The following is a 25,209-nucleotide window of genomic DNA, read 5'->3' as shown; positions in this document are numbered from 1 at the left end:
CGGCGGCGAGCACCGCGGCGACGGCCGCGCCGACCCGGCCGGCGCCGCGTACCTCGATCCGGGCCTCGGACCGGCGGGCCAGGACGGCCGGTGCCGCGCCCGGGCCGGAGTGGACCAGGGACAGCGAGGCGAGGTCGGGCCTGAGGATGTCCCGGTGGGGCAGGGGGAAGCGGGACAGTGCCTTGTCGGTCGCCTCCGCGTCGTCGAGCAGCCCGGTCTCCTCCAGTTCGCTCAGCAGGGTGTCGGCAGGTTCGCGGCCGAGCCCGATCCGCTCGCCGGCGGACAGCAGCTCGGGCCGGTCGCGCGTTCCGTCGAGCAGGTCGAGGAACGCGCACAGCGTCTTGTCGGCGTTGCCGAGCACTCCGGCGTACCGGGTGACGGTGCCGAACTGCAGGGTCTCGGAGTCCCGCCAGCTGCGGGACAGGGCGGGCTTGAGCACGAGGCGCACGACGATCTCCCTTCCGATCGTTTCCGGACGGCTGACCGCAGCATGCCCCATCGCGCCGATGGCGTGCGGAAGGTTATCCACAGGCCCGGGGGCATGATCACACCATCTGTTCGCGAGCCCTGTGGATAACCACCCATCCCTCCGGGCGTCGGTTTCCGGACACCCCCCGTCGGCCTTTCGTTCCCGATCGCTCCATGAAAGATTTCGGCCACGGCACCGGACTTCTGTCAGCCGTACCGGGTAACGTCGTGTGCCATGGCAGCCGAGCGGGACTCCCATCCACCGGCGTCGCGTCGGCGTGCCCGTGCAGCGTCCGGGTCCCAGACGGCGACGCCGAGCACACGCGGGCGCCCGGACGAGAAGCAGCGCGAGAAGCCGCACGACAAGCAGCAGTCGAGGCCGCAGCACCCGCCCGCCGGAGCGGTGCCGCCCGAGGCGCACGACCGCAGCCGGGTCGAGGTGCGCCGCAGTGCCCGCCGCAGCCGTACCGTCTCCGCCTACCGCGAGGGCGACCGCACCGTCGTGCTGATCCCGGCCCGGCTGTCGCACGCGGAGGAGCAGCGCTGGGTCGCGCAGATGCTGGAGAAGCTCGCCGCCCAGGAGCGCCGGCGGATCCTCGGGGACGATGCCCTGATGGCCCGGGCCCGGGAGCTGTCGGCCGCCTATCTGGACGGCCGGGCCCAGCCGGTGCAGGTCCGCTGGGTGACCAACCAGAACTCGCGCTGGGGCTCCTGCACCCCGAGTGAGGGGACGATCCGGCTGTCCCACCGGCTGCAGGGCATGCCGGAGTACGTGCTGGACTACGTGTTGCTGCACGAGCTGGCGCACCTGCTGGTGCCGGACCACGGCCCGGCGTTCTGGGCGCTGCTGGAGGCCTACCCCCGGACGGAGCGGGCTCGCGGCTATCTGGAGGGCGTGGTGTCGGCCGCCCGGCTGCCGCACATCCCGGGTGCCCGGAACGGTGCGCCCGGTCCGGATCCGGCGGCCTCCTGCGGTTGAGGCGGGCAGGCGGCTGGCGGTCATACGGGCATACGAAAAGAGGGCGCGGACCATGTCGGTCCGCGCCCCCTTGGCGCGTCGCACCTCAACCGGTCAGGCGGTCAGCCGCCGCGCGCGGGCGACCAGGTCGCGCACCGAGTGGTCGGTCAGCTCCGGAAGCCGGTCGTAGTCGAACCAGCGCAGGTCCAGCGACTCCTCGCTGATCATCGCCTGTGCCCCGGCCGGGGCGATCGCGATGTACTGGACGTCCAGGTGGGTGTTCTCCGGACGGTCCTTGCCGGTGCAGCGGACCAGGTGCCGGTCCAGCTTGGCGGGGACGGGGGCACCGTTCTCCCGCAGCAGGGTGAGCTCGGGGATGCCCGACTCCTCGACCGCCTCGCGCAGCGCGGCGGACGCGAGGTCGCCGTCGCCGGGCTCGCAGTGCCCGCCCATCTGCAGCCACATGCCGACCTTGGGGTGCAGGGTGAGCAGCACCCGCCCGGCGGCCGGGTCGACGACCGCCGCGCTCGCGGTGATGTGGGCGGGCAGGCAGGACCGGTAGAGGCCCTCGGGCTGCTCGGCCAGGTGTGCGAGGTAGTCGAGCCGCAGCTGTTCCTGGTCCTGGTCGGCGGGCCGCCAGTCGGTCAGGGTGCGGACGGCGTCCGCGTGCAGGGTGGGCGCGTCCGTGCCGGTGGCCGTCATGCGGTGGGCTCGCCCTTTCCGTCGGTGCCGTCCTCGTCGGTCTTCGGCGGCTCGGGCTTGCTGAGGTCGGGCTTGCCGGCCGCGGCCTCGCCGAGGAGCTTGTCGAGGGCGTCGAAGTCGAAGCCGCCCTCCAGATCGCCGCTGCCGCGGTGCACGAAGGCGTCCGGGTCGTCCAGGTCGGCGGCGGTGGGCAGCATGTCGGGGTGCTCCCAGAGGGCGTCGCGGCCCTCGACGCCGCGGGCGTCGGCGAGCAGCGCCCACAGCCGGGCGGCGTCGCGCAGGCGGCGCGGGCGCAGTTCCAGGCCGACCAGGGTGGCGAAGGTCTGCTCGGCGGGCCCGCCGGCGGCGCGGCGGCGGCGGACGGTCTCGCGCAGGGCGCCGGCCTGCGGCAGGTGGGGTTCGGCGGCGGCGTGCACGACGGCGTCGACCCAGCCCTCGACCAGGGCGAGCGCGGTCTCCAGGCGGGCGAGCGCGGCCTTCTGCTCGGGGGTGTCCTCGGGCTGGAGCAGGCCGCCGGCCAGTGCCTCCTGGAGCGCCTCCGGGTTGCTCGGGTCGAGCTGGCCGACGAGTTCCTCCATGCGGGAGGTGTCGACCTTGATGCCGCGCGCGTAGGCCTCGACGGCGCCCAGCAGGTGGGCCCGCAGCCACGGCACGTGGGCGAAGAGCCGCTGGTGGGCGGCTTCGCGCAGGGCGAGGTAGAGCCGGACCTCCTCGGCGGGCACGTTCAGGCCCTCGCCGAACTCGGCGACGTTCTGCGGCAGCAGGGCGGCCTTGCCGGCCGGGGCGAGCGGCAGGCCGACGTCGGTGGAGCCGACCACCTCGCCGGCCAGGGCGCCGAGCGCCTGGCCGATCTGGGTGCCGAACATGGCGCCGCCCATGGAGCGCATCATGCCCATCAGCGGGCCGGCCATGGCCTGCATCTCCTCGGGCAGGACGCCGCCCATGGCGGTGCCGACGCGCTCGGCGACCGGGTCGACGAGGTCCTTCCAGACCGGGAGGGTGGCCTCGATCCACTCGGCGCGGCTCCAGGCGACGGCGGTGCCGGCGCCGGAGGGGAACTCGGTGACGCCGTCGAGCCAGAGGTCGGCCAGGCGCACGGCCTCCTCGACGGCGGCGCGCTCGACGGCGCCGACGGAGCGGTCCTTGCTCTTGCCCTCGGCGGGCTCGGCGACGACGGTCTGCCGGGCGATGTTCAGGGCGAGGTCCCAGTTCACCGGGCCGCCCTCGAAGGAGAGCATCTGCCCGAGCTGCTGGAAGGCCGCGCCGAGGTCGCCGGGGTTGAGGCCGCCGAACATCGCGGCGAAGGGGTTGTCGGCTCCGGGGCCGCCCGGGGCGCCGGGCATGCCGAACATCGCGCCGAAGGGGTTGCCGGCTCCGAAGCCGAACGGCTGGGCGCCGGCGCCTTCCTGGCCCTGGTCCTTCTTCTGCGCGTCGTCGGGCTTGGCCTTGCCGTCCTCGGGCTCCTCGGGAGGAACGCCGAATCCGAAGGGAAGGTCGCTCACGGGGTCCTCGATCCGGTAGGCCGTCATACGGGTGTGGCGGGCAGTTCGGTCCGCCCGGGGCTCCGGTGGAGCGGGGGACTCGTGGGCGGCTCCCGGGCGCAAGGCCCGCGCCGGGTGCACCGCCGGGCCTTCGCCTCGGGCAGGATGGACGTACGTGACACACGTCCGTACGCACATAAGCTAACCGTGGAGGATGGCCGGTGAGTTCCCCGCCCTCGGACGTTCGCTCTGGGCTGACCGCTGGAGAGGACGATCCGGACGCCACGGCGTCACCGCCTCCAGCCTACGGCGGGCGGCCGCTGACCGTGGCCGTGACCGGTGCCGCGGGTGTGCTGGGCGAGCGGGTCGCCGCCCGGCTGGTGGCCTCGCCGCACGTGCGCAGGGTGCTGGCGGTGGACGACCGGCGCGGAGAGGTCCCGGGCGTGCAGTGGCGGGTCCTGGACGTGCGGGACCCGGCGGTGGCCGAGCGGCTGGCCGGGGTGGACGTCGTGGTGCACCTGGCGATGGACTTCGGCATGGAGTCCGATCCGCGGGCCCGCAGCGCCTACAACGTGCGCGGCGCCCAGACGGTGCTGACCGCGGCCGCGGCCGCCGGGGTGCACCGGGTGGTGCTGTGCACCTCCGCGATGGTCTACGGCGCGCTGGCCGACAACGAGGTGCCGCTGGCCGAGGACTCCGAGCTGCGGGCGACCGAGGAGGCCTCGCTGGTCGGGGACCTGCTGGAGATCGAGCGGCTGGCCCGGCGGGCGCCGCGGGCCCACCCGGGCCTGCAGGTGACGGTGCTGCGCCCGGCGGTGGTGGTGGGCCCGGGTGTGGACACCGTGCTGACCCGGCACTTCGAGGCGCCCCGGCTGCTGGTGGTGGCCGGCTCCCGCCCGTGCTGGCAGTTCTGCCACGTGGACGACCTGGCGGCGGCGCTGGAGTACGCGGCGCTCGGCCTGGTCGAGGGCGAGGTGACGGTCGGCTGCGACGGCTGGCTGGAGCAGGAGGACGTGGAGCGGCTGTCGGGGATCCGGCGGATGGAGCTGCCGGCCGCGCTGGCGCTGGGGACCGCGGCCCGGCTGCACCGGCTGGGCCTGACCCCGGCCCCGGCGGGGGACCTGGCGTACACGATGTACCCGTGGGTGGTGTCCGGCAGTCGGCTGCACGAGGCGGGCTGGCGGCCGGAGTTCACCAATGAGCAGGTGCTGGCCGAGCTGCTGGCGCAGGTGTCCGGCAAGCACGCGGTGGCGGGGCGCCGGCTGGGCGGCAAGGAGGCCGCGACCAGTCTGGGGGCGGCCGGGGCGACGGTGGCGCTGGTCGGTACGGCGGCGCTGGTGCGCCGGGCCCGCAAGCGGCGTCGCTTCTGAGGCGGGCGGGCCGGGTGGGGCTGGTCGAGTCCGGGCCCGAAGTTCTCGCGATGCGAAATTTCGGAATCGTGATGCGGAAGACCCTTGCCCCGGTCGGCCCCGGATGAGCAATCATGGGGACATGTCCGAGAACCACGACCCCATCCGTCTGCTCGCCATCCGCGACACCCCGCTCTCGCTGGACGAGGTGTACGAGGCGGTCGGCGACGACGCCGCCGGCGGCACCACCGTCTTCGTCGGGACGGTCCGGGACCACGACGGCGGCAAGTCGGTCTCCGTGCTGGAGTACAGCTGCCACCCCACCGCCGAGGAGGAGATGCGCCGGATCGCCGAGAAGGTCGTCGCGGACTTCCCGGTCAGGGCGCTCGCCGCGGTGCACCGGGTGGGCCGGCTGGAGATCTCCGACAAAGCCGTGATCGTCGCCGTCTCCTGCGCCCACCGCGGCGAGGCCTTCGCGGCGGCCCGCAGGCTGATCGACGACCTCAAGCACGAGGTGCCGATCTGGAAGCACCAGATCTTCGCCGATGGCGAGGAGGAGTGGGTCGGCGCCGGCGGCTGCTGATCGCGCTCCCGCCCCCGGTGCGGCGGAACCGGCCGCACACGGAGCACGTCTTTCCGGGCAGGCGCGCCGTGGCCTCACCCGAACGGGTCGGGCCGGCGGCGCCGGATACTCCCTGGAAGTGAGCCGATCGGCCGTCCCGTAACCCGGATGGCGCCGGCCGCGTTGTCCGCCGGAGTGGTTAATCTGCTCATAGACACGACGAGCTGGGAGTACTGACATGGGTGCGCTCGCCTGGCTGATCATTCCGGTTGTCGCCGTCCTGGCCGCCGCCGTCTGGGCGGGCTGGGCCCAACGGGCCCCGAAGGCCACCGGGGACCCCGCCTCGCTCGCCGAGCACCGGCGCTTCATGGCCGCGATGGAACGCACCACCGCGGGCACCGCCGCCCCCGGGGAGCATCCCGGTCGGTAGCCCGGCGGGCGCCGCGTCATCGGCGTCCCGTACTGTCGTGGCATGCCACGCCGCTCCGCGACGATGCTCGCTGCCACCCTGCTGCTCATAGCGCTGCTCTGCGTCTCGGTGCTGATGAAGGTGCCGTACACGGAGATGAGCCCGGGCCCGACGTACAACACGTTGGGCGAGCAGGGGGGCAAGTCGGTGATCACCATCACCGGGCACGACTCGTACAAGACGAGCGGGCACCTCAACATGACCACTGTCCAGGTCACCGGGGCCAAGTACGAGCCCAGCCTGGTCAACGCGGTGATCGGCTGGCTGCGCGACGACGTGCTGGTGGTGCCGCACGACAACGTCTACCCCAAGGGGCAGTCGGACGCCGACGCCAAGAAGCAGAACGCCGAGGAGTTCGCCTCCTCCGAGGACAGCGCCCGCACCGCCGCGCTCAAGGAACTGGGCGTCCCGGTCGGCAACGAACTGATCGTCAAGTCGGTCACCGCGGGGGCGCCGGCCGAGGGCCGGCTGCACGCGGGCGACCGGATCGTCGCGGTGGACGGCACCGCCGTCGACTCGGTCGACCAGGTGGTCGCCGCCGTCACCAAGCACAAGCCCGGCGAGTCGGTGGTCTTCACCGTGGTGCCGCGGACCAAGGACGCCACCGCCGACGGCGCCGCCGCCCCGGGGACGAAGACCGACGTCACCGTTCCGACCGTGCGGGCGAAGGACCTCGACCCGAAGGCCCCGGCCGAGCGGGCCGAGCTCGCGGTGGTGGGCATCGGCACCGGGATCCGGCACACCTACCCGTTCCAGATCGACATCGGCCTGCAGGACGTCGGCGGGCCGAGCGCCGGGCTGATGTTCTCGCTCGGCATCATCGACAAGCTCACCCCCGGCGGCGACCTCACCGGCGGCAAGTTCGTCGCGGGCACCGGCACCATCGACGACGACGGCAAGGTCGGCCCGATCGGCGGGATATCGATGAAGCTGATCGCCGCCCGGGACGCCGGGGCCCAGTACTTCTTCACCCCGTCCTCGAACTGCGCCGAGGCCACCAAGAACGTGCCGTCCGGGCTGACCCTGATCAAGACGGACACCCTGGACGGCGCGCTGAAGTCGCTGGAGCAGATCCGCTCCGGGCAGACCTCGGCGCTGCCGTCCTGCCCCGAGTAACCGGGGCGCGGGGGTCAGGAGAAGGTCGCCAGCAGCGCGTCGGTCAGGCCGGGCACGAGGTCCGGGCCGGTCAGCACCTCGCGGGCGACGTCCTTGGAGCGCAGCCGCAGGGCGATCTCCTTCTTGCCGTCGCGCAGCACCGCGGCGGTGATCCGCACCTCCTCGCGCTTGGGGTGGTTGGCCACCCACTCGGCGAGCTGGGCGTCGCTGGCGCCCCGGGGGCGGGACTGCTCGGAGCCCGGCGGCAGCATCAGGCGCTCGACCACCAGGGCGCAGCCGGCCACCGCGGCGGGCCAGGCGATGGTGCCGAGGAACTTGTCGAGCTCCATGCCGGCCGGGAGCTCGTCCTGCTCGACCGGGGTGAGGCCGGGCTCGTCGGTGTCGGCGAGGCCGAGCTGCTTGGCGATGCGCGGGTCGGCCTTGCGCAGGGCGGCGCTGTCCACCAGGGCGAACAGCCGGGCCGGGAGGTCCCAGCCGAGGGTGGCGGCGTACTCGTCGATCTCCAGCGCGGCCCGGGTGAGCGGGGTGGCGGCGGGGAGCTTGGAGACGTCGTCGGGGGAGTTGTTCAGATCAGACGCGTCGGACATGACTCAATCCTCACACGCCGGGCGGCGGGCGCTCGCCGGGGCGGCTGCGGGCGGCCCGGGGCGGGGGGCTCGGGTCGGGGTGGAGGGGGGCCGGCGGGGGGGCGCCCCGGGGGTCGCGCGGGAAGGTCGTCGTAACCGTCTGCTAACGGCGGGAACTCGGCCAAAGCCTGGTTAAGTTGCTCTGACGACCGACCGATTCCAGACGACACAGCTGAGGTGCCACCGTGGTATTCCAGATGCCGGAACGCTCAGGGCCGGGTTTCCGGCGGAGGGTGGGCCCGCCCTCCCGGCGGGCGAGAGTGGCCCTGCTGACCCTGGGCGTGCTCGCGGTGCTGTTCCTGCTGTTCGTCATGTTCGCCGGGTTCTGGACGGACTGGCTGTGGTTCAGGTCGGTGCACTACTCCTCGGTGTTCACCACCCAGCTGTGGACGAAGACCGGGCTGTTCGCGGTGTTCGGCCTGCTGATGGCGGTGATCGTCGGCTTCAACGTCTGGCTGGCGCACCGGCTGCGGCCGCCGCTGTCGGCGATGTCGGTGGAGCAGCAGAGCCTGGACCGCTACCGGGCGGGCCTGGCGCCGTTCAAGCGCTGGGCGCTGATCGGCGTCTCGCTGGTGATCGGCCTGGTGGCGGGCGCGGCGGCGTCGGGCCAGTGGCGGACCTGGCTGATGTGGACGAACGCGACGTCCTTCGGTGAGAAGGACGCCCAGTTCGGCATGGACGTCTCGTTCTACGCGTTCGACCTGCCGTTCTACGAGTTCCTGCTGGGCTTCGCGTTCAGCGCGGTGATCGTCTCGCTGCTGACCTCGGCGCTGGTGCACTACCTGTACGGGGGCCTGCGGCTGCAGGGCCCGGGCCGTCGGGCGAGCGCGGGCGCGCAGGGGCACCTGGCGGTGCTGCTGGGCGTGTTCGTGCTGCTGAAGGCGGTGGCGTACTGGCTGGACCGGTATGCGCTGGCGGTGAAGACCGGCTCCTACAAGGGGGTCTCGGGCTGGACGGGCCTGCGCTACGTGGACGCCAACGCGTTCCTGCCGGCCAAGACGATCCTGTTCTTCGTCGCGATCATCTGCGCGGTGCTGTTCTTCCTGACCCCGATCCGCCGCACCTGGGCGCCGGCCCTGATCGGGCTGGGGCTGATGGTGCTGTCGGCGGTGCTGATCGGCGGGCTGTACCCGGCGATCGTGCAGCAGTTCCAGGTCAAGCCGAACGAGCAGGCCAAGGAGACGCCGTACATCCAGAAGAACATCGACGCGACGCGGCAGGCGTACGGGATCGCGGACTCGGAGACCACCCCGTACAGCCCGCAGGGCTCGACCACGGGTGACGCGCTGAAGCCGGACGCGCAGACCATCGCGGACGTGCGGCTGCTGGACCCGAACATCGTGTCCCAGACGTTCCAGTCGTTGGAGCAGCAGCGCAACTACTACGCGTTCCCGAGCACCCTGTCGGTGGACCGCTACGGCACCGGCGCGGACAAGCAGGACACCGTGATCGGCCTGCGCGAGCTGGACCTCAACGGGGTGCAGCGCAACTGGATCAACGACCACTTCAAGTACACCCACGGCTACGGCGCGGCGGTCGCCAAGGGCAACCAGGTCGACGACAAGGGCGGGCCGGTGTTCACCGAGTCCGGCCTGCCGGCCACCGGCACGCTGGGCGACTACGAGCAGCGGATCTACTACGGCGAGAAGACGACGACGTACTCGATCGTCGGCGGCTCCAACAAGGAGATCGACTACACCGACGTCAAGACCGGCCAGAACGTGGAGTACACGTACAACGGTGACAGCGGTGTCTCGCTGGACAACCCGATCACCCGGGCCGCGTACGCGGTGCGCTTCGCCGAGCCGCAGATGCTCTACGCCGGGGCGATCACCGACGGCGCCAAGGTGATCTACAACCGGACGCCGAAGGAGCGGGTGGAGAAGGTCGCGCCGTGGCTGTCGATCGACGCCGACCCGTACCCGGTGGTGCAGGGCGGCCGGGTGGTGTGGGTCGTGGACGGCTACACCACCTCGGACGGCTTCCCGTTCTCGTCGAAGACGACGCTGGGCACCGCGACCAAGGACTCGCTGACCAACCAGCGCGGTGAGCTGCTGACCGCCGCCAACCAGGTCAACTACATCCGCAACTCGGTCAAGGCCACGGTGGACGCCTACACCGGCGAGGTGAAGCTCTACCAGTGGGACGACAAGGACCCGGTGCTGAAGACCTGGATGAAGGCCTTCCCCGGCACCGTCGAGCCGAAGGCGGACATCCCGGCGACGCTGCTGCCGCACCTGCGCTACCCGCAGGACATGTTCAAGGTGCAGCGCGACCTGCTCGGCCAGTACCACGTGACGGACGCCAACTCCTTCTTCAACGGCAGTGACATCTGGCAGGTCCCGGTGGACCCGACCAGTGACACCAGGCAGGTCCAGCCGCCGTACTACGTGACGGTGCGGATGCCGGACGCCCCCGCCGCGAGCTTCTCGCTGACCAGCAGCTTCGTGCCCAACCAGCGGCCGAACCTGGCGGCCTTCATGTCCGTCAACGCGGATCCGGGCGACGACTACGGGAAGATCCGCATCCTGAAGATGACCGGCGAGAGCGGCGCACCGGGGCCCGGCCTGGTGCAGTCGAAGTTCAACTCCCGCCAGGAGGTGGCCAACCAGATCTTCGCGCTGAAGAGCGGCGGCGACACCGAGCTGGAGTACGGCAACCTGCTGACCCTGCCGGTCGGCGGCGGACTGCTGAACGTCGAGCCGGTGTACGTGCGCGGGCGCGGCGCCAAGTACCCGACGCTGCAGAAGGTCCTGGCGGTGTACGGGGACGACAACGTGGCCTTCGAGAACACCCTGGAGGACGCGCTGAAGAAGCTGTTCGCCGGGCAGGCTCCGCCGGCCACGCCGGTCGCGCCGTCCAACCCGGGCGGCGGGGCCGTCCCGGGCTCGGGCACGACGCCGGGCTCGGGGACGACGCCGACCTCCCCGGGGACGCCGACGCCCACGCCCACCGGGCCGGGCACCCCGGCGCCGGGCGGGACGCTCTCGCCGGATCTGCAGAAGGCGCTCTCGGACGCGGCGAAGGCGTACAACGACAGCCAGACCGCGTTCAAGAACGGCGACTGGGTGGCCTACGGCAACGCCCAGAAGGCGCTCGGGGACGCCCTGAAGGCGGCCGACGCGGCCCGCGGCGCCAGCCCGGCGCCGGCGCCGACGGCGGCGCCGTCCGGCTCGGGGGCGGCCAGTCCGCACCCGTAGTCCCGCTGACCTGCGACAACCGTTTTGGGTTCCACCCCGCGTCCGTGCTACGGTTCACTCATCGACGCGGGGTGGAGCAGCTCGGTAGCTCGCTGGGCTCATAACCCAGAGGTCGCAGGTTCAAATCCTGTCCCCGCTACTCAGTGTCAGAAGCCCGGAGGATCTTTCCTCCGGGCTTCTGTCGTTCCCGGGTGCTTCCGGCTTTGGTTTTTCGCCCCTCGCGCCCGTGCTATTGTTTGATCAACGACGCGGGGTGGAGCAGCTCGGTAGCTCGCTGGGCTCATAACCCAGAGGTCGCAGGTTCAAATCCTGTCCCCGCTACTCAGTGTCAGAGGCCCGGAGGATCATTCCTCCGGGCCTCTGTCGTGTCCGGACGTTTCCGTCCGGAAGCGGCGGGAACCGCTCCGGTACTATCGACCGTCGCCAATGGGGAACGGCACCGGGGTTTGTGGGGTGGAAGTGTCGGGAAATCGACAAAGCGCCGAAGCAATTCCGTCGGCTTCGGGTCCGCCCCACCCGAATTCGGCCGGGGCAGGTGTACGCGGGTAGCGGGTGATGCGACGATGGGACACACGGGGGACGGTGCACGGCCGCTGATGGGCCGTCGGGTCCGGCGCCTCTCCTGGGAGTCCCCCCGGCCGTCGGCCGGGGCACGATGCCGCGACACTCTGGGGGAGCGGGAGTCGGCATGAGGCTGATCGGCAAGTCAGGCGCCAAGTCCGGTGCGGCCGTCGAGGCCGACACCGACGCCTGGGCGGAGAGCCCCGAGAGCCCCGACAGCCGCCCTGGGGCCCTGCCCGCCCAGCGCACCAGCGGGCTGTCCGAGCGCCCCGCGGTCGGCGGCTCCGGGCCCGACAGCCTGGTCCACGTGTCCACCCGTCAGTTCTCCGCCGCCGTCGGCCCGTACCGGGCAGGCGGCGACGAGTCGCCCGTCGGCGCCGCGCTGGACCCGGCCGGACTGGACCCCACCAGCTTCGAGACCGCGCTGGCCGCCCGGGAGTCCGCCGCCCTGGAGGCCCGGCACCGGCAGGCCGCCGACGACGGCGACGCGGACGCCGCCGGCCGGCTCGGCACCCTGCTGCTGCGCCGCGGCGACCTGGAGGACGCCGAGCCCTACCTGCGCGCCGCCGCGGCCGCCGGGGTGCGGGCCGCCGCCAACAACCTGGGCGTGCTGCTGCACCAGCAGGGCCACCGCGCCGAGGCCGGCCAGTGGTGGCGCCAGGCGGCGGTGGCGGGCAGCGCCCCCGCCGCGCACGCGCTCGGGCTCCAGCTGCGTGACCAGGGCGAGGAGGAGGCCGCCGAGTACTGGCTGCACTTCGCCGCCGACCACGGCCACCCGCTCGGCGCCTACGCGCTCGGCGACCTGATGGAGCACCGGCGCGACGTACGGGCCGAGCGCTGGTTCAAGGTCTCCGCCGACGCCGGGCACCGCGAGGCCGCCTACCGGCTGGCCCGAATGCGCGAGGCCGCCGGGGACAAGGAGACCGCCGAGGCCTGGTACCGCACCGCCGCCGCCCGCAGCCACGCCCGCGCCGCGCTGCGCCTGGGCGTGCTGCTGGAGGAGCGCGCCCGCGCCGACCGGTCGCTGCTGGACGAGGCGGCCCGCTGGTACCGGCAGTCCGCGCAGAACGGCGAGCCGCGGGCCGCCTGCGCGCTCGGCTTCCTGCTGCGCGACTCCGGGGACGTCGCCGCGGCCGCCGAGTGGTGGCAGGAGGCCGCCGAGGCCGGCGACGGCAACGCCGCCAACGCGCTCGGCGCCCTGCATGCCAGCCGCGGCGAGGCCAAGGCCGCCGAGCACTGGTACCGCACCGCCCTGGACGCGGGCGACCAGAACGGCGCCTTCAACCTCGGCCTGCTCTGCGCCGGCACCGGCCGCGAGCAGCAGGCCGAGCAGTGGTACCGCCGGGCCGCGTACGCCGGGCACCGGGAGGCCTGCAACGCGCTGGCCGTGGTGCTGCTCCAGCGCGGCGACGAGTCCGGCGCCCAGCCGTGGTTCTCCAAGGCCGCCGAGGCCGGCAGCGTGGACGGCGCCTTCAACCTGGGCGTGCTGCACGCCGGGCGGGGCGAGGCGCGGCAGGCCCAGGAGTGGTACGCGCGGGCCGCCGCCGAGGGCCACGGCGAGGCGGCGCTGCAGCTGGCGGTCGCCCAGGAGCAGCGCGGCAACCTGTCCGGTGCGCTGGAGCGCTACCGGCAGGCGGCGGCCGGCGGCTCGGCGGAGGGCGCGTTCCGGCTGGCCTCGGTGCTGGACCGGCGCGGGGACGCGGACGCCGAGGCCGAGCACTGGTACGCGCTGGCGGCCGACGCCGGGCACCGCCGCGCGCAGGTGCGGATGGGTGTGCGGGCGGCCGAGCGCGGGGCGCTGGAGATCGCCGAGAGCTGGTACCGGCGGGCCGCCGAGGCGGGCAGCCGCAGTGCCGCGTTCAACCTGGGGCTGCTGCTGGCCCGGCAGGACAGCGAGGCGGAGGCGATGCTCTGGTACACCCGGGCCGCCGACGCCGGGCACGGGCGGGCGGCGCTGCGCCTGGCGCTGCTGGCGTTGCGCCGGGGCGAGCCGGTGCAGGCCGAGAACTGGTGCCGGCGGGCGATCGACTACGGGCCGGCCGAGGTCGCGGAGCGGGCCGGGCGGCTGCTGGGCGCGCTGCACGCCGAGCTGAGCGCGTAGTCGGCCGTAGGGCTACGGGCGGCAGCAGTCGGGGCACAGGCCGCGGTAGGTGACCTCGGCGGTGGTGACGGCGAAGCCGAAGCGTTCGGCGGCGGGCAGTGCCGCGAGCGGGTCGCCGTGCGGGTGGACGTCGCGGATTGCGCCGCAGCCGGAGCAGACCAGGTGCTGGTGGGCGCGGTGGGCGTTGGGGTCGTAGCGCTTGGCGCGGCCGTCGGTGGCGACCTCCAGCACTTCGCCGAGGGTGACGAGTTCGCCGAGCGTGTTGTAGACGGTGGCGCGGCTGATCTCGGGCAGGCGGGCGGCGGCGCGGGCGTGCACCTCGTCCGCGGTGAGGTGGACGTGCTCGCCGTCGAGGACCTCGGCCACCACTCGGCGCTGTGAGGTCAGCCGCCAGCCGCGTCCGCGCAGTCTCTCCAGCAGATCACTCATGGACCCAGGATAAGTCGCGCTCTGAGATTGGTGCCAGTGTTGACTTGGACAAAGTCCAAGTTAGGATCGTGTCACACGACCGGACCCCTCGGAGGCGACCCGCTATGACCACGCAGGACGAGCTGCGCCCGACCCTCACCACGGAGGCGGGTGCCCCCGTCGCCGACAACCAGAACACCGAGACCGCGGGTGTCGGCGGCCCGGCCCTGATCCAGGACCAGCTGCTGTTCGAGAAGCTCGCGCACTTCAACCGCGAGCGGATCCCGGAGCGCGTGGTGCACGCCCGTGGCGCCGGCGCGTACGGCACCTTCACGGTGACCGCCGACGTGACGCCCTACACCCGGGCGGCCTTCCTGTCCGAGCCCGGCAAGCAGACCGAGGTCTTCCTGCGGTTCTCCACCGTGGCCGGCAACCTCGGCGCGGCCGACGCGGTGCGCGACCCGCGCGGCTTCGCGCTGAAGTTCTACACCGAGCAGGGCAACTACGACCTGGTCGGCAACAACACCCCGGTGTTCTTCATCAAGGACGCCATCAAGTTCCCCGACTTCATCCACACCCAGAAGCGCGACCCGTACACCGGCTCGCAGGAGGCCGACAACGTCTGGGACTTCTGGGGCCTGTCGCCCGAGGCCACCCACCAGGTGACCTGGCTGTTCGGCGACCGCGGCATCCCGGCCAGCTACCGGCACCTGAACGGCTACGGCTCGCACACCTACCAGTGGCAGAACGAGGCCGGCGAGCACTTCTGGGTCAAGTACCACTTCAAGACCGACCAGGGCATCCGCAACCTCACCCAGGCCGAGGCCAACCGGCTCGCCGGCGAGGACCCGGACAGCCACCAGCGCGACCTGCGCGAGTCGATCGAGCGCGGCGAGTTCCCCAGCTGGACGGTGCAGGTCCAGATCATGCCGGCGGCCGACGCGGCGAACTACCGCTTCAACCCCTTCGACCTGACCAAGGTCTGGCCGCACGCCGACTACCCGCCGATCGAGATCGGGAAGCTGGAGCTCAACCGCAACCCCGACAACGTCTTCGCCGAGGTCGAGCAGTCGGTGTTCTCCCCGGCGCACTTCGTGCCCGGCATCGGGCCGTCCCCGGACAAGATGCTCCAGGGCCGCCTGTTCGCCTACGCGGACGCCCACCGCTACCGGGTCGGCATCAACGCCGACCACCTGCCGGTCAACCGCCCGCACGCCACCGAGGCCCGCACCAACAGCCGGGACGGGTACCTGTACGACGGCCGGCACGGGCGGCAGAAGAACTACGAGCCGAACAGCTTCGGCGGCCCGGTGCAGACCGGCCGACCGCTGTGGGCCGCGGCCGCCGTCGACGGCTCCACCGGCACCCACGCGGCGCCCGCGCACGCCGAGGACGACGACTTCGTGCAGGCGGGCACCCTCTACCGGCTGTTCTCCGAGGAGGAGAAGCAGCGGCTGATCGCCAACCTGGCGGGCTTCATCGCCAAGGTCTCGGCCGACCGCGAGGACATCGTGGAGCGGGCGATCGACAACTTCCGCAAGGCCGACGCCGACTACGGGCAGCGGCTGGAGGCGGCGGTCCGGGAGCTGCGCAAGCAGTAGCCGGACCGATCACAGCGGCGGGCCCGTATGACCAGCTCCCACTGGTCATACGGGCCCGCACCAGTTCCGCCCCACGTCCGCCCCGAGCCGAAGGCGGCACCGGGTCCGAGCGCCGGGAGGCGAGCGGCCGGGTAGCCGCGGGCGAGCGGCTCTCAGACGGACAGGCGCCGCAGGGTCTCGTCGTGCAGCAGGCCGTTGGTGGCCACCGCGTCGGCGCCGCCGGGGCCGGGGACGCCGTCCAGGCCGGTGAACAGGCCGCCGGCCTCCTCGACCACGATGCACGGCGCGGCCATGTCCCACAGCGACAGCTCGGGCTCGGCGGCGATGTCCACGGCGCCCTCGGCGACCATCATGTAGGACCAGAAGTCGCCGTAGGCGCGGGTGCGCCAGCAGGCGCGGGTGAGGTCCAGGAACGGGTCCAGCCGGCCGCGGTCCTCCCAGCCGGTGAGGGAGGAGTACGAGAAGGAGGCGTCCTCGAGCCGGGAGACGCCGGAGACGTGGATCCGGGAGGCCTTGGCCAGGCTGCGGCCGGCGTAGGCGCCGAGACCCTTGGCGGCCCACCAGCGGCGCTGCAGCGCCGGGGCGGAGACGATGCCGACCACCGGGCGCTCGACGCCGTCCGGGCCGTCCTCCAGCAGGGCGATCAGGGTGGCCCAGACCGGGACGCCGCGGATGTAGTTCTTGGTGCCGTCGATCGGGTCGATCACCCAGCGGCGCGGGCCCGAGCCCTGCAGGCCGAACTCCTCGCCGAGCACGGCGTCACGCGGGCGGGCGCGCTGGAGCACGCTGCGCACCAGTTCCTCGGCGGCCTTGTCGGCGTCGCTGACCGGAGTGAGGTCCGGCTTGGTCTCGATCTTGAGGTCGAGGGCGCGGAAGCGATCCAGGGTGACCGAGTCGGCCGAGTCGGCGAGGACGTGGGCGAGTCGGAGATCGTCGTGGTAGTCGGCCATGCCGGAAACCCTAGCTCAGCGGGTCGGGCCGGTCCGGGTGCCGTCTCGGTGGATGGTCGGCGGGTCGCCAGGTCGCCAGGTCGCCGGGTCAGTGGGGCCGCGCCGGAGAGCCGGGGCGCCGGGTCAGTGGGCCGAGCCGCTGAGCTGGAGGCCGATCACGCCGGCGATCACCAGGGAGATGGAGACCAGCTTGAGCACCGAGGTGGTCTCGTCCAGGAAGGCCATGCCGTAGATGGCGGTGCCGGCCGCGCCGATGCCGGTCCACACCGCGTAGGCGGGGCCGACCGGCAGGCTCTTCAGCGAGAGGGTGAGCAGCCCGAAGCTGCTGAGGGCGAACACGCAGAAGCTGATGGTGGGCCAGAGCTTGGTGAAGCCCTCGCTGAGCTTGAGGTTGATCGCGAAGCCGGTCTCCAGGAGGCCGGCCAGGATCACCAGGGCCCATGCCATCGCGTGCCCTCCCTGTCGATCGACGGACGGGCCGTACGCGGCCCGACTTTCCTATGATCGCCAGGGTGGGCCGGTCCGACACCTCGAACGGGCCACCAGCCTCGGGACCGCCCGGGGGGTCAGTCGCCCTCGCGGGCCTCCTTGCTGGACAGCAGGCGGCGCAGCGAGTAGAGCCGGGCGGCCTCGGCGTGGCCGTCGGCGACCCAGGCGTCCAGGGCGCAGTCCGGCTCGTCGTGGCTGCAGGCACGGGGGCAGTCGACGGTGCCGGGCTCCAGGTCGGGGAAGGCGAGGATGACCCGGGACGGGTCGATGTGCGAGAGGCCGAAGGACCGGAAGCCGGGCGTGTCGATCACCCAGCCCGGGTCGAGCGCCTTCCGGGAGCCGGGCTTGGCGCCGGGCGGCGGGGGCAGCCGCAGCGCCAGGGCCGAGACGGTGGTGTGCCGGCCGCGGCCGGTGACCGCGTTGACGTCGCCGGTCTGCCGCTGGCGGTCCGGGACCAGGGCGTTGACCAGGGTGGTCTTGCCGACGCCGGAGTGGCCGATGAACACCGTGGAGAGCCCGCGCAGGTGCTCGCGGACGGCCTCGGCGCCGGTGGTCTCCAGTTCGTCCCGGCGGGTCACCACGTAGTCGATGCCGAGCGGGGCGTACGACTCCAGCAGCGCGTCGGCCGGGGTGAGGTCGGACTTGGTGAGCACCAGCAGCGGCTCCATGCCCGCGTCGTAGGCGGCGACCAGGCAGCGGTCGATCAGCCGGGGGCGGGGCTCGGGGTCGGCCAGCGCGGTGACGATGGCCAGCTGGTCGGCGTTGGCGACGACGATCCGCTCGTACGGGTCGTCGTCGTCCGCGGTGCGGCGCAGCACGGAGCTGCGCTCCTCGACCCGGACGATCCGGGCGAGGGTGTCGGCGTCCCCGGAGAGGTCGCCGACCAGGTTGACCACGTCGCCGACGACGACGCCCTTGCGGCCCAGTTCGCGGGCCTTCATGGCGACGACCTCACGCTCCTGCTTGGTCCCCGGGTCGATCAGGCAGGTGATCCGGCCGCGGTCGACGGTCAGCACCATCGCTCCGGCGGCGTCCTCGTGCTTGGGCCGGATCCGGGTCCGCGGCCGGGAGCCCCGGCGGGCGGGGCGGTTGCGGATGTCGTCCTCGTCGGCGTCCTTGCCGTAGCGGCGCATGGTTCCAGTCTCCGCTCAGGCGTCCGTCGCCGCCGTGCCTTCGCCGAGCAGCTCCGCCCACATCCCCGGGAAGTCGGGCAGGGTCTTGGCGGTGGTGCCGACGTTCTCCACCTCGACACCGGGCACGGCGAGGCCGAGCACCGCGGCGGCGGTGGCCAGGCGGTGGTCCTCGTAGGTGTGGAAGATGCCGCCGCGCAGCGGGCGCGGGCGGATCCGCAGGCCGTCCTCGGTCTCGCTGACGTCGCCGCCGAGGTCGTTGATCTCCTTGGCGAGGGCGGCCAGCCGGTCGGTCTCGTGCAGGCGCAGGTGGGCGATGCCGTACAGGTGGGACTCGGAGTCGGCGAGGGCGGCGACGGCGGCGATCACCGGGGTGAGCTCGCCGACGTCGTGCAGGTCGGCCTCGATGCCGTGGATCCGGCCGGTGCCGGTGAACTGCAGGCCCTCGTCGGTGAACTCGCAGGCGCCGCCCATCCGGGTGTAGAGGTCGCGCAGCTGGTCGCCGGGCTGGGTGGTGTGCTTGGGCCAGTCGCGCACGGTGACCCGGCCGCCGGTGACCAGGGCGGCGGCGAAGAACGGGGCGGCGTTGGAGAGGTCGGGCTCGACCACCAGGTCGCGGCCGAGCAGGGCGCCGGGGGTGACCCGCCAGACGTCCTTCTCGCCGCCGTCCTCGGGGGCGTCGACCTGGGCGCCGGCCAGGCGCAGCATCTCGACGGTCATCCGGATGTGCGGCAGCGACGGCACCGGGCCGCCGACGTGCCGGACCTCGACGCCGTGGTTGTAGCGGGCGCCGGAGAGCAGCAGCGCGGAGACGAACTGGGACGAGGAGGAGGCGTCCAGCTCGACCGGGCCGCCGTCGAGGCCGCCGGTGCCGTGCACGGTGAGCGGGAAGCTGCCGCGGCCGCCGTCCTCGATCCGGGCGCCGAGCGCGCGCAGGGCGTTGATCACGCCGTGCTGGGGGCGCTCGTGGCTGCGCGGGTCGCCGTCGAAGTGGACCGGGCCGTCGGCGAGGGCGGCGAGCGGGGGCAGGAAGCGCATGACCGTGCCGGCGTTGCCGACGTCCACGCGCGCGGGGCCGCGCAGCGCGGGGGCGGGGATGACCCGCCAGGCCTCGCCGCCGCCGGTGCCGCCGGAGTCGTTGTTGACCTTCTCCTCGATGGTGACCCCGAGGGCGCGCAGGCCGTCGGCCATCAGCTGGGAGTCGCGGCTGCGCAGCGGGCGGCGCACCCAGCCCGGTCCGTCGGCGAGTGCCGCCAGCACCAGGGCCCGGTTGGTGACCGACTTGGAGCCGGGGATGGTGACGGTGGCGTCGACGGGGGCGGTGGCGACGGGGGCGGGCCACGGGGTCTCGGTCATGGGGGCCAGTCTAGGGGCCGTACCGGAACGGCCCCTGCTGCGGCCGGATGGCGGGACGGGAGCGTTCGCGGGGCAGTCGTCGGGCTCCCGGCGCCGCCCCGGCGGGCGCTGGTCGGGGGGCGGACCCTAGTGCAGCGGTTGCAGGAGCCAGTTGGCGCCCAGGGTGAGGCAGGCGAGGGCGATCAGCAGGAAGACGGTGACCCAGGCGAGGGCGGGGACGTGGGTGAGCCGGGCGAGCTGGTCGGCGTCGGAGTCGCGGGCCCAGCCGATGCGGCGCTGGTGCTGGAGCTCCAGGACCGGGCGCACCGCCCCGAACAGCAGGAACCAGCAGCCGAGGTAGGCGAAGCCGGCCTGGACCTGGGCGCTGCCGAACCAGGAGACCAGGAAGAAGGCGCCGCCGGCGACCAGGACGGTGAACAGGCCGAAGGCGTTGCGGATGCGGATCAGCAGGGCGAGCAGCAGGGCGATGGCCAGCCACAGCAGCAGGGTGATCCGGTCGGCGGCGAGCAGGGCGGCGCAGCCGAGGCCGAGCAGGGCGGGGGCGGTGTAGCCGGCGGCGGCGGTGAGGACCATGCCGGGGCCGGTGGGGCGGCCGTAGGAGAGGGTGAGGCCGGAGGTGTCGGAGTGCAGCCGGATGCCGGCGAGCTTGCGGCCGGTGACGAGCGCGGCGAGGCCGTGGCCGCCCTCGTGGGCGATGGTGACGGCGTTGCGGGCGACGTGCCAGAGCGGGCGGGCGAGGACGGTGAGCAGGGCGGCGCAGCCGGTCGCGAGGACCAGCCAGCCGGGCGGGGCGGCCTGGGTGCCGGTGACCCGGTCCCACAGTTCGCCGAGGTTCTGGTTGTTCGGGTTCATCGGGGGGTCTGCGCCTCCGTTCGCTGTGTTGGGCCGTTCGGGGCAGCCTCCCATGCGGGGACGGGTGGACGGGAGCGGGTGGTTCTCGTCCTGGGATGAGGAAGTGGTGAACGGCGGCGGCATGGCAAGCTGGCCCGCATGTGCGGTCGCTTCGCAGCCAGCAGCAAGCCGGAGGACGTCGTCGAGCTGTTCGACGTGGAGTTCTGGGATCCGCAGGAGTCCCTGGAGCCGAACTGGAACGTGGCGCCGACCAACAGCGCCCTCGTGGTGCTGGAGCGGGCGGCCCAGGGGGCGGCGCGGCCGGTGCGGCAGCTGCGGGCGCTGCGCTGGGGGCTGGTGCCGCAGTGGTCGAACTCCGCCGAGACGGCGGTGAAGATGATCAACGCGCGGTCGGACACGGTGCACGAGAAGCCCGCCTACCGGCAGGCCTTCGCCTCCCGCCGGTGCCTGCTGCCGGTGGACGGCTACTACGAGTGGCAGACGGTGCCGGGCGAGCGGGGCAGGGCGCGCAAGAAGCCGTTCTTCGTCTCCCGGGCGGACGGTGACCCGCTGGCGCTGGCGGGGCTGTACGAGTTCTGGCGCAACCGGGCGGTGCCGCCGGGGCACCCGGAGGCCTGGCTGGTGACCTTCACGATCGTGACCACGGACGCCGAGGAGGTGCTGGCGCCGATCCACGAGCGGATGCCGCTGTTCCTCGACCGGCAGGCCTGGGGCGAGTGGCTGGACCCGGGGCTGAGCGACCCGGAGGAGGCGCGCCGGCTGCTGATACCCCCGCCGCCGGGGGCGCTGGTGGCCACGCCGGTGTCGCCGGCGGTCGGCAACATCCGCAACAACGGCCCGGAGCTCAAGGAGCCGTGGGCCGAGGTCGAGTACGAGACCACGTTGTTCTGATCCGAAACCTGCGGGGAGCTTGTTGATATGACCACCTCCGAACTCGTGGCCACCGAGGCCGGGGACGCCCGGATCACCTACCACCGGGCCGCCGATCCGAGGGCGGTGCTGGCGCTGGGGCACGGTGCGGGCGGTGGGATCGGGGCGCGGGACCTGGTGGCGCTGGCCGGGCGGCTGCCGGAGCGCGGGATCACCGTGGCGCTGGTCGAGCAGCCCTGGCGGGTGGCGGGGAAGAAGCTGGGCCCGGCGCCGAAGACCCTGGACACCGGCTGGCGGCCGGTGGCCGGGCGGCTGGCCGGGGCGGGGCTGCCGCTGGTGGTCGGCGGGCGCAGCGCGGGGGCGCGGGTGGCGTGCCGTACGGGGGCGGGCAGCGGTGCGGTGGGGGTGGTGGCGCTGGCGTTCCCGCTGCACCCGCCGGGCCGGCCGGAGCGGAGCCGGGCGGAGGAGCTGCTGGGGTCGGGGCTGCCGACGCTGGTGGTGCAGGGCGCGGCGGACCCGTTCGGCGGGCCGGAGGAGTTCCCGGAGCTGCCGCCGGGGCACGAGCTGGTGGCGCTGCCGTACGGGAACCACGGCTTCGAGGTGCCCAAGCGGGCGTCGGTGGGGCAGGACGAGGTGCTGGAGCTGATCTGTTCGTCGGTGGGGGACTGGGTGCTGGGGCTGGTCTGAGTGGTCGGCCCCGGCCGGGCGGTCCTGGGCGCGGGGCCCTGGGCGACGGGGCCGTGAGCAGGGCGTTTCCGCTCGATCACTCGTGCGAGTGAAGTGGGTGCCGGGGCGGGAATGCGGGCGGGGCCGGTGTGGTTGTCGTGTCCGTCAGCACGAGTCACCGGTGAGAGGCAGGGCAGATGGGTTCGATCGCGTGCCCCGAACGGCCTGAGGAGCGCGAGGCCGCGACGGCCTTCACTCCTTCTTGGCCGGAGTGGATCGACGCGGGCGAGAAGCCCGTCAGCCCGATATCCTCCATTTCTGGGCGGCCCGCCGTGGGCCGTGCCCGTCATGCCGAGGAGGTGGGTCCGGTCGTCGGGACCGAGCACGAGGCCGAGCCGGGCCGTGGCCCGGACGAGGCCCTGCCTGCGGGCGAGGCGCTCACCGGTGAGGAGCTGGCCGAGGCGATCGGTGAGGACACCTTCAGGGTGTCGGCGGAGGAGTCCGAGGAGACCCGGCGGGAGCGCTTCGAGCGCGACGCCCTGGGGTACCTCGATCCGATGTACTCCGCGGCGCTGCGCATGACGCGCAACCCCGCGGACGCGGAGGATCTGCTCCAGGAGGCGTTCGCCAAGGCGTACGCGTCCTTCCACCAGTTCCGTGAGGGCACCAACCTCAAGGCCTGGCTGTACCGCATCCTCACCAACACGTTCATCAACTCGTACCGCAAGAAGCAGCGGGAGCCCCAGCGCACCGCGGCGGAGGAGATCGAGGACTGGCAGCTGGCCCGGGCCGAGTCGCACATGTCGACCGGTCTGCGCTCGGCCGAGACCCAGGCGCTCGACCACCTCCCCGACAGCGATGTGAAGGACGCGCTGCAGGCGATCCCGGAGGAATTCCGGATCGCCGTCTATCTCGCGGACGTAGAAGGCTTTGCGTACAAGGAGATCGCGGACATCATGGGTACTCCCATCGGTACGGTGATGTCCCGGCTGCACCGCGGCCGCCGTCAGCTGCGCGGCATGCTGGAGGACTACGCCCGTGAGCGCGGGCTCGTCCCGGCCGGCAGCGGGGCAGGGCAGGAAGCGAAGGGCTCGGGCTCATGAGCTGCGGCGATCCGCACGACACCGAGTGTGGCGAGGTCCTCGACCACCTCTATGAATTCCTCGACAACGAGATGGCCGAGGGCGACTGCGCCAAGCTGCGCGTGCACTTCGAGGAGTGCTCGCCCTGCCTGAAGCAGTACGGGCTGGAGCAGGCGATCAAGGCGCTGATCAAGCGTTCCTGCGGCTGTGACGACACCCCGACGGACCTGCGCAGCAAGGTGCTGGCCAGGATCGACTCGATCCGGGCCGGGCAGCGCTCGGGCGAGGAGGTGGTCGTCGCGGTGGAGGCCTCGGTCGAGGTGCACGCCGAGTCCGCCCGCCCGGCGCCCAGGCCGGCCACGGCGCAGGCACGGGACGACGCGGCCGATGGGCCGGGCGTGCGCCCCGGTGCGCCGGTCGAGGCCGGAGCCCCGGCGGAGTAGCCGGGAGTGGTTCCGTACGGCCCGCCGGCGAGGGCGGGCCGTACGGTTCGAGCAGGGAGTCCGACGGCCCCGGGAGCATGCGCTCCCGGGGCCGCTCCCGTTCTGCTCGCATGCGCCCTCACTCGTTCGAGTGAGTTGGCGGTGCGCCAACTGCGCCATTGCGCGATCATGCGTCCCCGCGCCCGGGCGGCGGCCTATCCTCCTGACGGACGCTCACCGCCGGTCACCCCGGCGCGCTGAGGCAACACGGGGCCCGGACGCGGGGAGGCCGAGATCGCTACCGACAGTGGAGGCGCGACCCTGCCGCAGGGGGCGGCGCGCTACCTGGTGGCAGTCCCGGTGGCAGCCCTGTGCTGCCTGCTGCCGCTGCTGCCGGAGGCCGTCACCCCCGGGGTGCCGCGCTGGCTCGGCCACCCGACGGACTGGCCCAAGGTCGGACTGCTCGGCTTCCTGCACGGCTGCTGGGAGTCGCTCGCCCAGGGCCTGCCGACCCCCTGTTCCCTCCTGTTGCGCCGGCTGCTGCGCCGCCCCGCGCCCGTCGGCCGGGCACCCTCCCGGCCCGGGGTGAACGCCTTCTTCCCGGTGCTCTTCGCCGGGGTGCTGATGCTCCCGCCGGCCGCCGCCGCCCTGGTCGCCGCCCCGGCCGCGCTGCTCGGCGGCCCGACCGGGCCGGGCTGCCGGCGCCGCCAGCTGTTCAACGGCTCCCAGCTCGCCCTGTGCGCCTTCGCCTCCTCGGTCGCCTTCCACCTGCTGCGCGGCCCGCAGCTGCTGCTCGGCTCCCGCTTCCCGGCCGCGCTGCTGCCCGGCTTCGCCGCCGTCGCGGCGTTCTGCCTGGTCAACGGGCTGGTGGTGGGCGTCATGGTGATCCTCAGCGAGGACCGTCCGGTCATCGAGGTGCTGCGCGGCGCCTGCTCGATGTGCGGGCTGCCGGTGCTGGTGCACGCGGCCGGCGGGCTGATGGTCGCCGTGCTCTGGCAGGGCCCGTACGGGGCGTTCGCCGCGCTGCTGGCCCTGCTGCCGCTGTCCATCTCGGCCTGGGTGTTCGCCCAGGGGCAGCGCGAGCAGGACGCCCACCAGGCCACCGTGCAGTCGCTGGTGCAGGCGGTGGAGATCAAGGACGCGTACACCCGCGGGCACAGCGAACGGGTCGGCCGGGCCTCGGTGCTGATCGCCGGTCAGCTCGGCATGGAGGCCGAGCGGCTGCGCACCCTGCGCTTCGCCGGGATCCTGCACGACGTCGGCAAGCTCGGCGTGGCCACCGAGCTGCTGCGCAGAAACGGTCCCCTCAGCGAGGACGAGCGCCGCGCGGTGGAGATCCACCCGGTGTACGGGTTCGAGCTGGTGCGCGGGATCGACTTCCTCGGCGAGGCCCACGCCGGGATCCTGCACCACCACGAGCGGGTGGACGGGCGCGGCTACCCGAGCGGACTGGCGGGCGCGCAGATCCCCGAGTTCGCCCGGATCATCTCCGTCGCCGACGCCTTCGACTCGATGACCTCCACCCGCTCCTACCGGCGCGGGCGGCCCGTCGCCGAGGCGGTCGCCGAACTGGAGCGCTGCTCCGGCAGCCAGTTCGACCCGGTGATGGTGCGGGCGCTGATCGACGCGCTGGCCGTGCACGGCTGGCAGCCGGTGGTGCACTCCGAGGACTGCGTACGGGCCGTGCCGGACATCCCGCTCGGGGTGCCCGAGCCGGTGCGGGCCGCGCCTGGCCGGGTGCCCGCCCAGGGCGGGACCGCCCGCGCGGCCGGGCCGTCGTGGCCGGCCCC

Annotated in this window: 22 protein-coding genes, 2 tRNA genes and 1 pseudogene; 15 read left to right on the top strand and 10 right to left on the bottom strand. The window is 73.3% G+C overall.

Translation table 11 applies throughout. The annotated features are described in order from the left end of the window. Nucleotides 1-448: pseudogene (locus BG452_RS05755) on the bottom strand (ThiF family adenylyltransferase); the annotation flags it as partial. Between the two features lie 255 nt (nucleotides 449-703). Between BG452_RS05755 and BG452_RS05750 the strand changes: the two are divergent. Then, the gene (locus BG452_RS05750; RefSeq protein ID WP_223241808.1) at nucleotides 704-1,447 is read left to right on the top strand and encodes a M48 family metallopeptidase; all 744 of its coding nucleotides are present in this window, start codon (nucleotides 704-706) and stop codon (nucleotides 1,445-1,447) included. 93 nt (nucleotides 1,448-1,540) lie between these two features. Here BG452_RS05750 and BG452_RS05745 read toward each other — a convergent pair whose 3' ends face one another. Together BG452_RS05745 and BG452_RS05740 are read right to left on the bottom strand one after the other, a co-directional pair. After that, nucleotides 1,541-2,128: an NUDIX hydrolase gene (locus tag BG452_RS05745; RefSeq protein WP_188303066.1), complete on the bottom strand. Its 588-nt coding sequence runs from the start codon at nucleotides 2,126-2,128 to the stop codon at nucleotides 1,541-1,543. Then, on the bottom strand, nucleotides 2,125-3,630 hold the full coding sequence (locus BG452_RS05740) for a zinc-dependent metalloprotease (protein WP_188303065.1): 1,506 nt from the start codon (nucleotides 3,628-3,630) through the stop codon (nucleotides 2,125-2,127). Before BG452_RS05740 ends, BG452_RS05745 begins: the two co-directional genes overlap by 4 nt. A 200-nt stretch (nucleotides 3,631-3,830) precedes the next feature. Between BG452_RS05740 and BG452_RS05735 the strand changes: the two genes are divergently transcribed. The 4 genes from BG452_RS05735 (at nucleotide 3,831) to BG452_RS05720 (ending at nucleotide 7,105) form a co-directional block, all read left to right on the top strand. Further along, complete coding sequence (locus BG452_RS05735) at nucleotides 3,831-4,979, top strand: NAD-dependent epimerase/dehydratase family protein (RefSeq protein WP_188303064.1); 1,149 nt, start codon at nucleotides 3,831-3,833, stop codon at nucleotides 4,977-4,979. A 121-nt stretch (nucleotides 4,980-5,100) separates the two neighbouring features. Next, on the top strand, nucleotides 5,101-5,541 hold the full coding sequence (locus tag BG452_RS05730; RefSeq protein WP_223241807.1) for a molybdenum cofactor biosynthesis protein MoaE: 441 nt from the start codon (nucleotides 5,101-5,103) through the stop codon (nucleotides 5,539-5,541). A gap of 217 nt (nucleotides 5,542-5,758) precedes the next feature. Beyond that, nucleotides 5,759-5,950: a hypothetical protein gene (locus tag BG452_RS05725; protein WP_188303062.1), complete on the top strand. Its 192-nt coding sequence runs from the start codon at nucleotides 5,759-5,761 to the stop codon at nucleotides 5,948-5,950. 42 nt (nucleotides 5,951-5,992) lie between these two features. Beyond that, the gene (locus tag BG452_RS05720; RefSeq protein ID WP_188303061.1) at nucleotides 5,993-7,105 is read left to right on the top strand and encodes a PDZ domain-containing protein; all 1,113 of its coding nucleotides are present in this window, start codon (nucleotides 5,993-5,995) and stop codon (nucleotides 7,103-7,105) included. Between the two features lie 14 nt (nucleotides 7,106-7,119). On the opposite strand, the gene BG452_RS05715 is transcribed toward BG452_RS05720, so the two are convergent. Beyond that, a complete protein-coding gene (locus BG452_RS05715) occupies nucleotides 7,120-7,692 on the bottom strand; it encodes a PPA1309 family protein (protein WP_188303060.1) in 573 nt (190 codons plus the stop codon). A gap of 236 nt (nucleotides 7,693-7,928) precedes the next feature. Here BG452_RS05715 and BG452_RS05710 point away from each other — a divergent pair, with 236 nt between their 5' ends. The 4 genes from BG452_RS05710 (at nucleotide 7,929) to BG452_RS05695 (ending at nucleotide 13,593) form a co-directional block, all read left to right on the top strand. Continuing rightward, nucleotides 7,929-10,931 (top strand): UPF0182 family protein, encoded by a 3,003-nt coding sequence (locus tag BG452_RS05710; RefSeq protein WP_188303069.1) that lies wholly within the window; start codon nucleotides 7,929-7,931, stop codon nucleotides 10,929-10,931. 65 nt (nucleotides 10,932-10,996) lie between these two features. Then, nucleotides 10,997-11,070, top strand: a tRNA-Met gene (locus BG452_RS05705). Nucleotides 11,071-11,178: 108 nt separating this feature from the next. After that, nucleotides 11,179-11,252 (top strand) — tRNA-Met (locus BG452_RS05700). Between the two features lie 367 nt (nucleotides 11,253-11,619). Continuing rightward, complete coding sequence (locus tag BG452_RS05695; RefSeq protein ID WP_188303059.1) at nucleotides 11,620-13,593, top strand: tetratricopeptide repeat protein; 1,974 nt, start codon at nucleotides 11,620-11,622, stop codon at nucleotides 13,591-13,593. A gap of 12 nt (nucleotides 13,594-13,605) precedes the next feature. Here the strand turns inward: BG452_RS05695 and BG452_RS05690 are convergent, their stop codons facing one another. After that, the gene (locus BG452_RS05690; protein WP_188303058.1) at nucleotides 13,606-14,022 is read right to left on the bottom strand and encodes a Fur family transcriptional regulator; all 417 of its coding nucleotides are present in this window, start codon (nucleotides 14,020-14,022) and stop codon (nucleotides 13,606-13,608) included. A gap of 104 nt (nucleotides 14,023-14,126) precedes the next feature. Here BG452_RS05690 and BG452_RS05685 point away from each other — a divergent pair, with 104 nt between their 5' ends. Next, nucleotides 14,127-15,602 carry a catalase gene (locus BG452_RS05685; RefSeq protein ID WP_188303057.1) on the top strand — a complete coding sequence of 492 codons (1,476 nt, stop codon included), beginning with the start codon at nucleotides 14,127-14,129 and terminating at the stop codon, nucleotides 15,600-15,602. Between the two features lie 152 nt (nucleotides 15,603-15,754). On the opposite strand, the gene hisN is transcribed toward BG452_RS05685, so the two are convergent. The 5 genes from hisN to BG452_RS05660 all read right to left on the bottom strand — a co-directional run bounded on the left by hisN (nucleotide 15,755) and on the right by BG452_RS05660 (nucleotide 20,379). Next, nucleotides 15,755-16,552, bottom strand: coding sequence for a histidinol-phosphatase (gene hisN / locus BG452_RS05680; RefSeq protein ID WP_188303056.1), 798 nt, complete (start codon nucleotides 16,550-16,552; stop codon nucleotides 15,755-15,757). Nucleotides 16,553-16,675: 123 nt separating this feature from the next. Continuing rightward, entirely contained in the window at nucleotides 16,676-16,999 is a 324-nt protein-coding gene (locus tag BG452_RS05675; protein WP_188303055.1) for a DMT family transporter, read from the bottom strand. Nucleotides 17,000-17,118: 119 nt separating this feature from the next. After that, complete coding sequence (rsgA, locus tag BG452_RS05670) at nucleotides 17,119-18,174, bottom strand: ribosome small subunit-dependent GTPase A (RefSeq protein WP_188303054.1); 1,056 nt, start codon at nucleotides 18,172-18,174, stop codon at nucleotides 17,119-17,121. A 15-nt stretch (nucleotides 18,175-18,189) separates the two neighbouring features. Then, nucleotides 18,190-19,527: a 3-phosphoshikimate 1-carboxyvinyltransferase gene (gene aroA / locus BG452_RS05665; protein WP_188303053.1), complete on the bottom strand. Its 1,338-nt coding sequence runs from the start codon at nucleotides 19,525-19,527 to the stop codon at nucleotides 18,190-18,192. Nucleotides 19,528-19,653: 126 nt separating this feature from the next. Further along, nucleotides 19,654-20,379, bottom strand: coding sequence for a M50 family metallopeptidase (locus tag BG452_RS05660; protein WP_188303052.1), 726 nt, complete (start codon nucleotides 20,377-20,379; stop codon nucleotides 19,654-19,656). 138 nt (nucleotides 20,380-20,517) lie between these two features. Here BG452_RS05660 and BG452_RS05655 point away from each other — a divergent pair, with 138 nt between their 5' ends. From BG452_RS05655 to BG452_RS05635, 5 genes are all read left to right on the top strand, one after another. Further along, a complete protein-coding gene (locus tag BG452_RS05655) occupies nucleotides 20,518-21,270 on the top strand; it encodes an SOS response-associated peptidase (protein ID WP_188303051.1) in 753 nt (250 codons plus the stop codon). A 27-nt stretch (nucleotides 21,271-21,297) separates the two neighbouring features. Beyond that, nucleotides 21,298-21,936 carry an alpha/beta family hydrolase gene (locus BG452_RS05650; protein WP_188303050.1) on the top strand — a complete coding sequence of 213 codons (639 nt, stop codon included), beginning with the start codon at nucleotides 21,298-21,300 and terminating at the stop codon, nucleotides 21,934-21,936. A gap of 338 nt (nucleotides 21,937-22,274) precedes the next feature. Then, complete coding sequence (locus tag BG452_RS05645) at nucleotides 22,275-23,018, top strand: sigma-70 family RNA polymerase sigma factor (RefSeq protein ID WP_411292882.1); 744 nt, start codon at nucleotides 22,275-22,277, stop codon at nucleotides 23,016-23,018. Next, nucleotides 23,015-23,440 (top strand): mycothiol system anti-sigma-R factor, encoded by a 426-nt coding sequence (gene rsrA, locus BG452_RS45335; protein ID WP_223241806.1) that lies wholly within the window; start codon nucleotides 23,015-23,017, stop codon nucleotides 23,438-23,440. The genes BG452_RS05645 and rsrA overlap by 4 nt, the downstream gene beginning before the upstream one ends. A 339-nt stretch (nucleotides 23,441-23,779) precedes the next feature. Next, a partial coding sequence (locus BG452_RS05635; protein ID WP_317620918.1) for an HD-GYP domain-containing protein occupies nucleotides 23,780-25,209 on the top strand: 1,430 nt, incomplete at its 3' end.

The organism is Streptomyces sp. CBMA123, assembly GCF_014596465.1.
In the GTDB taxonomy this organism is placed as follows: Bacteria; Actinomycetota; Actinomycetes; order Streptomycetales; family Streptomycetaceae; genus Kitasatospora.
This window is presented reverse-complemented; position numbering and strand designations above follow the sequence as displayed.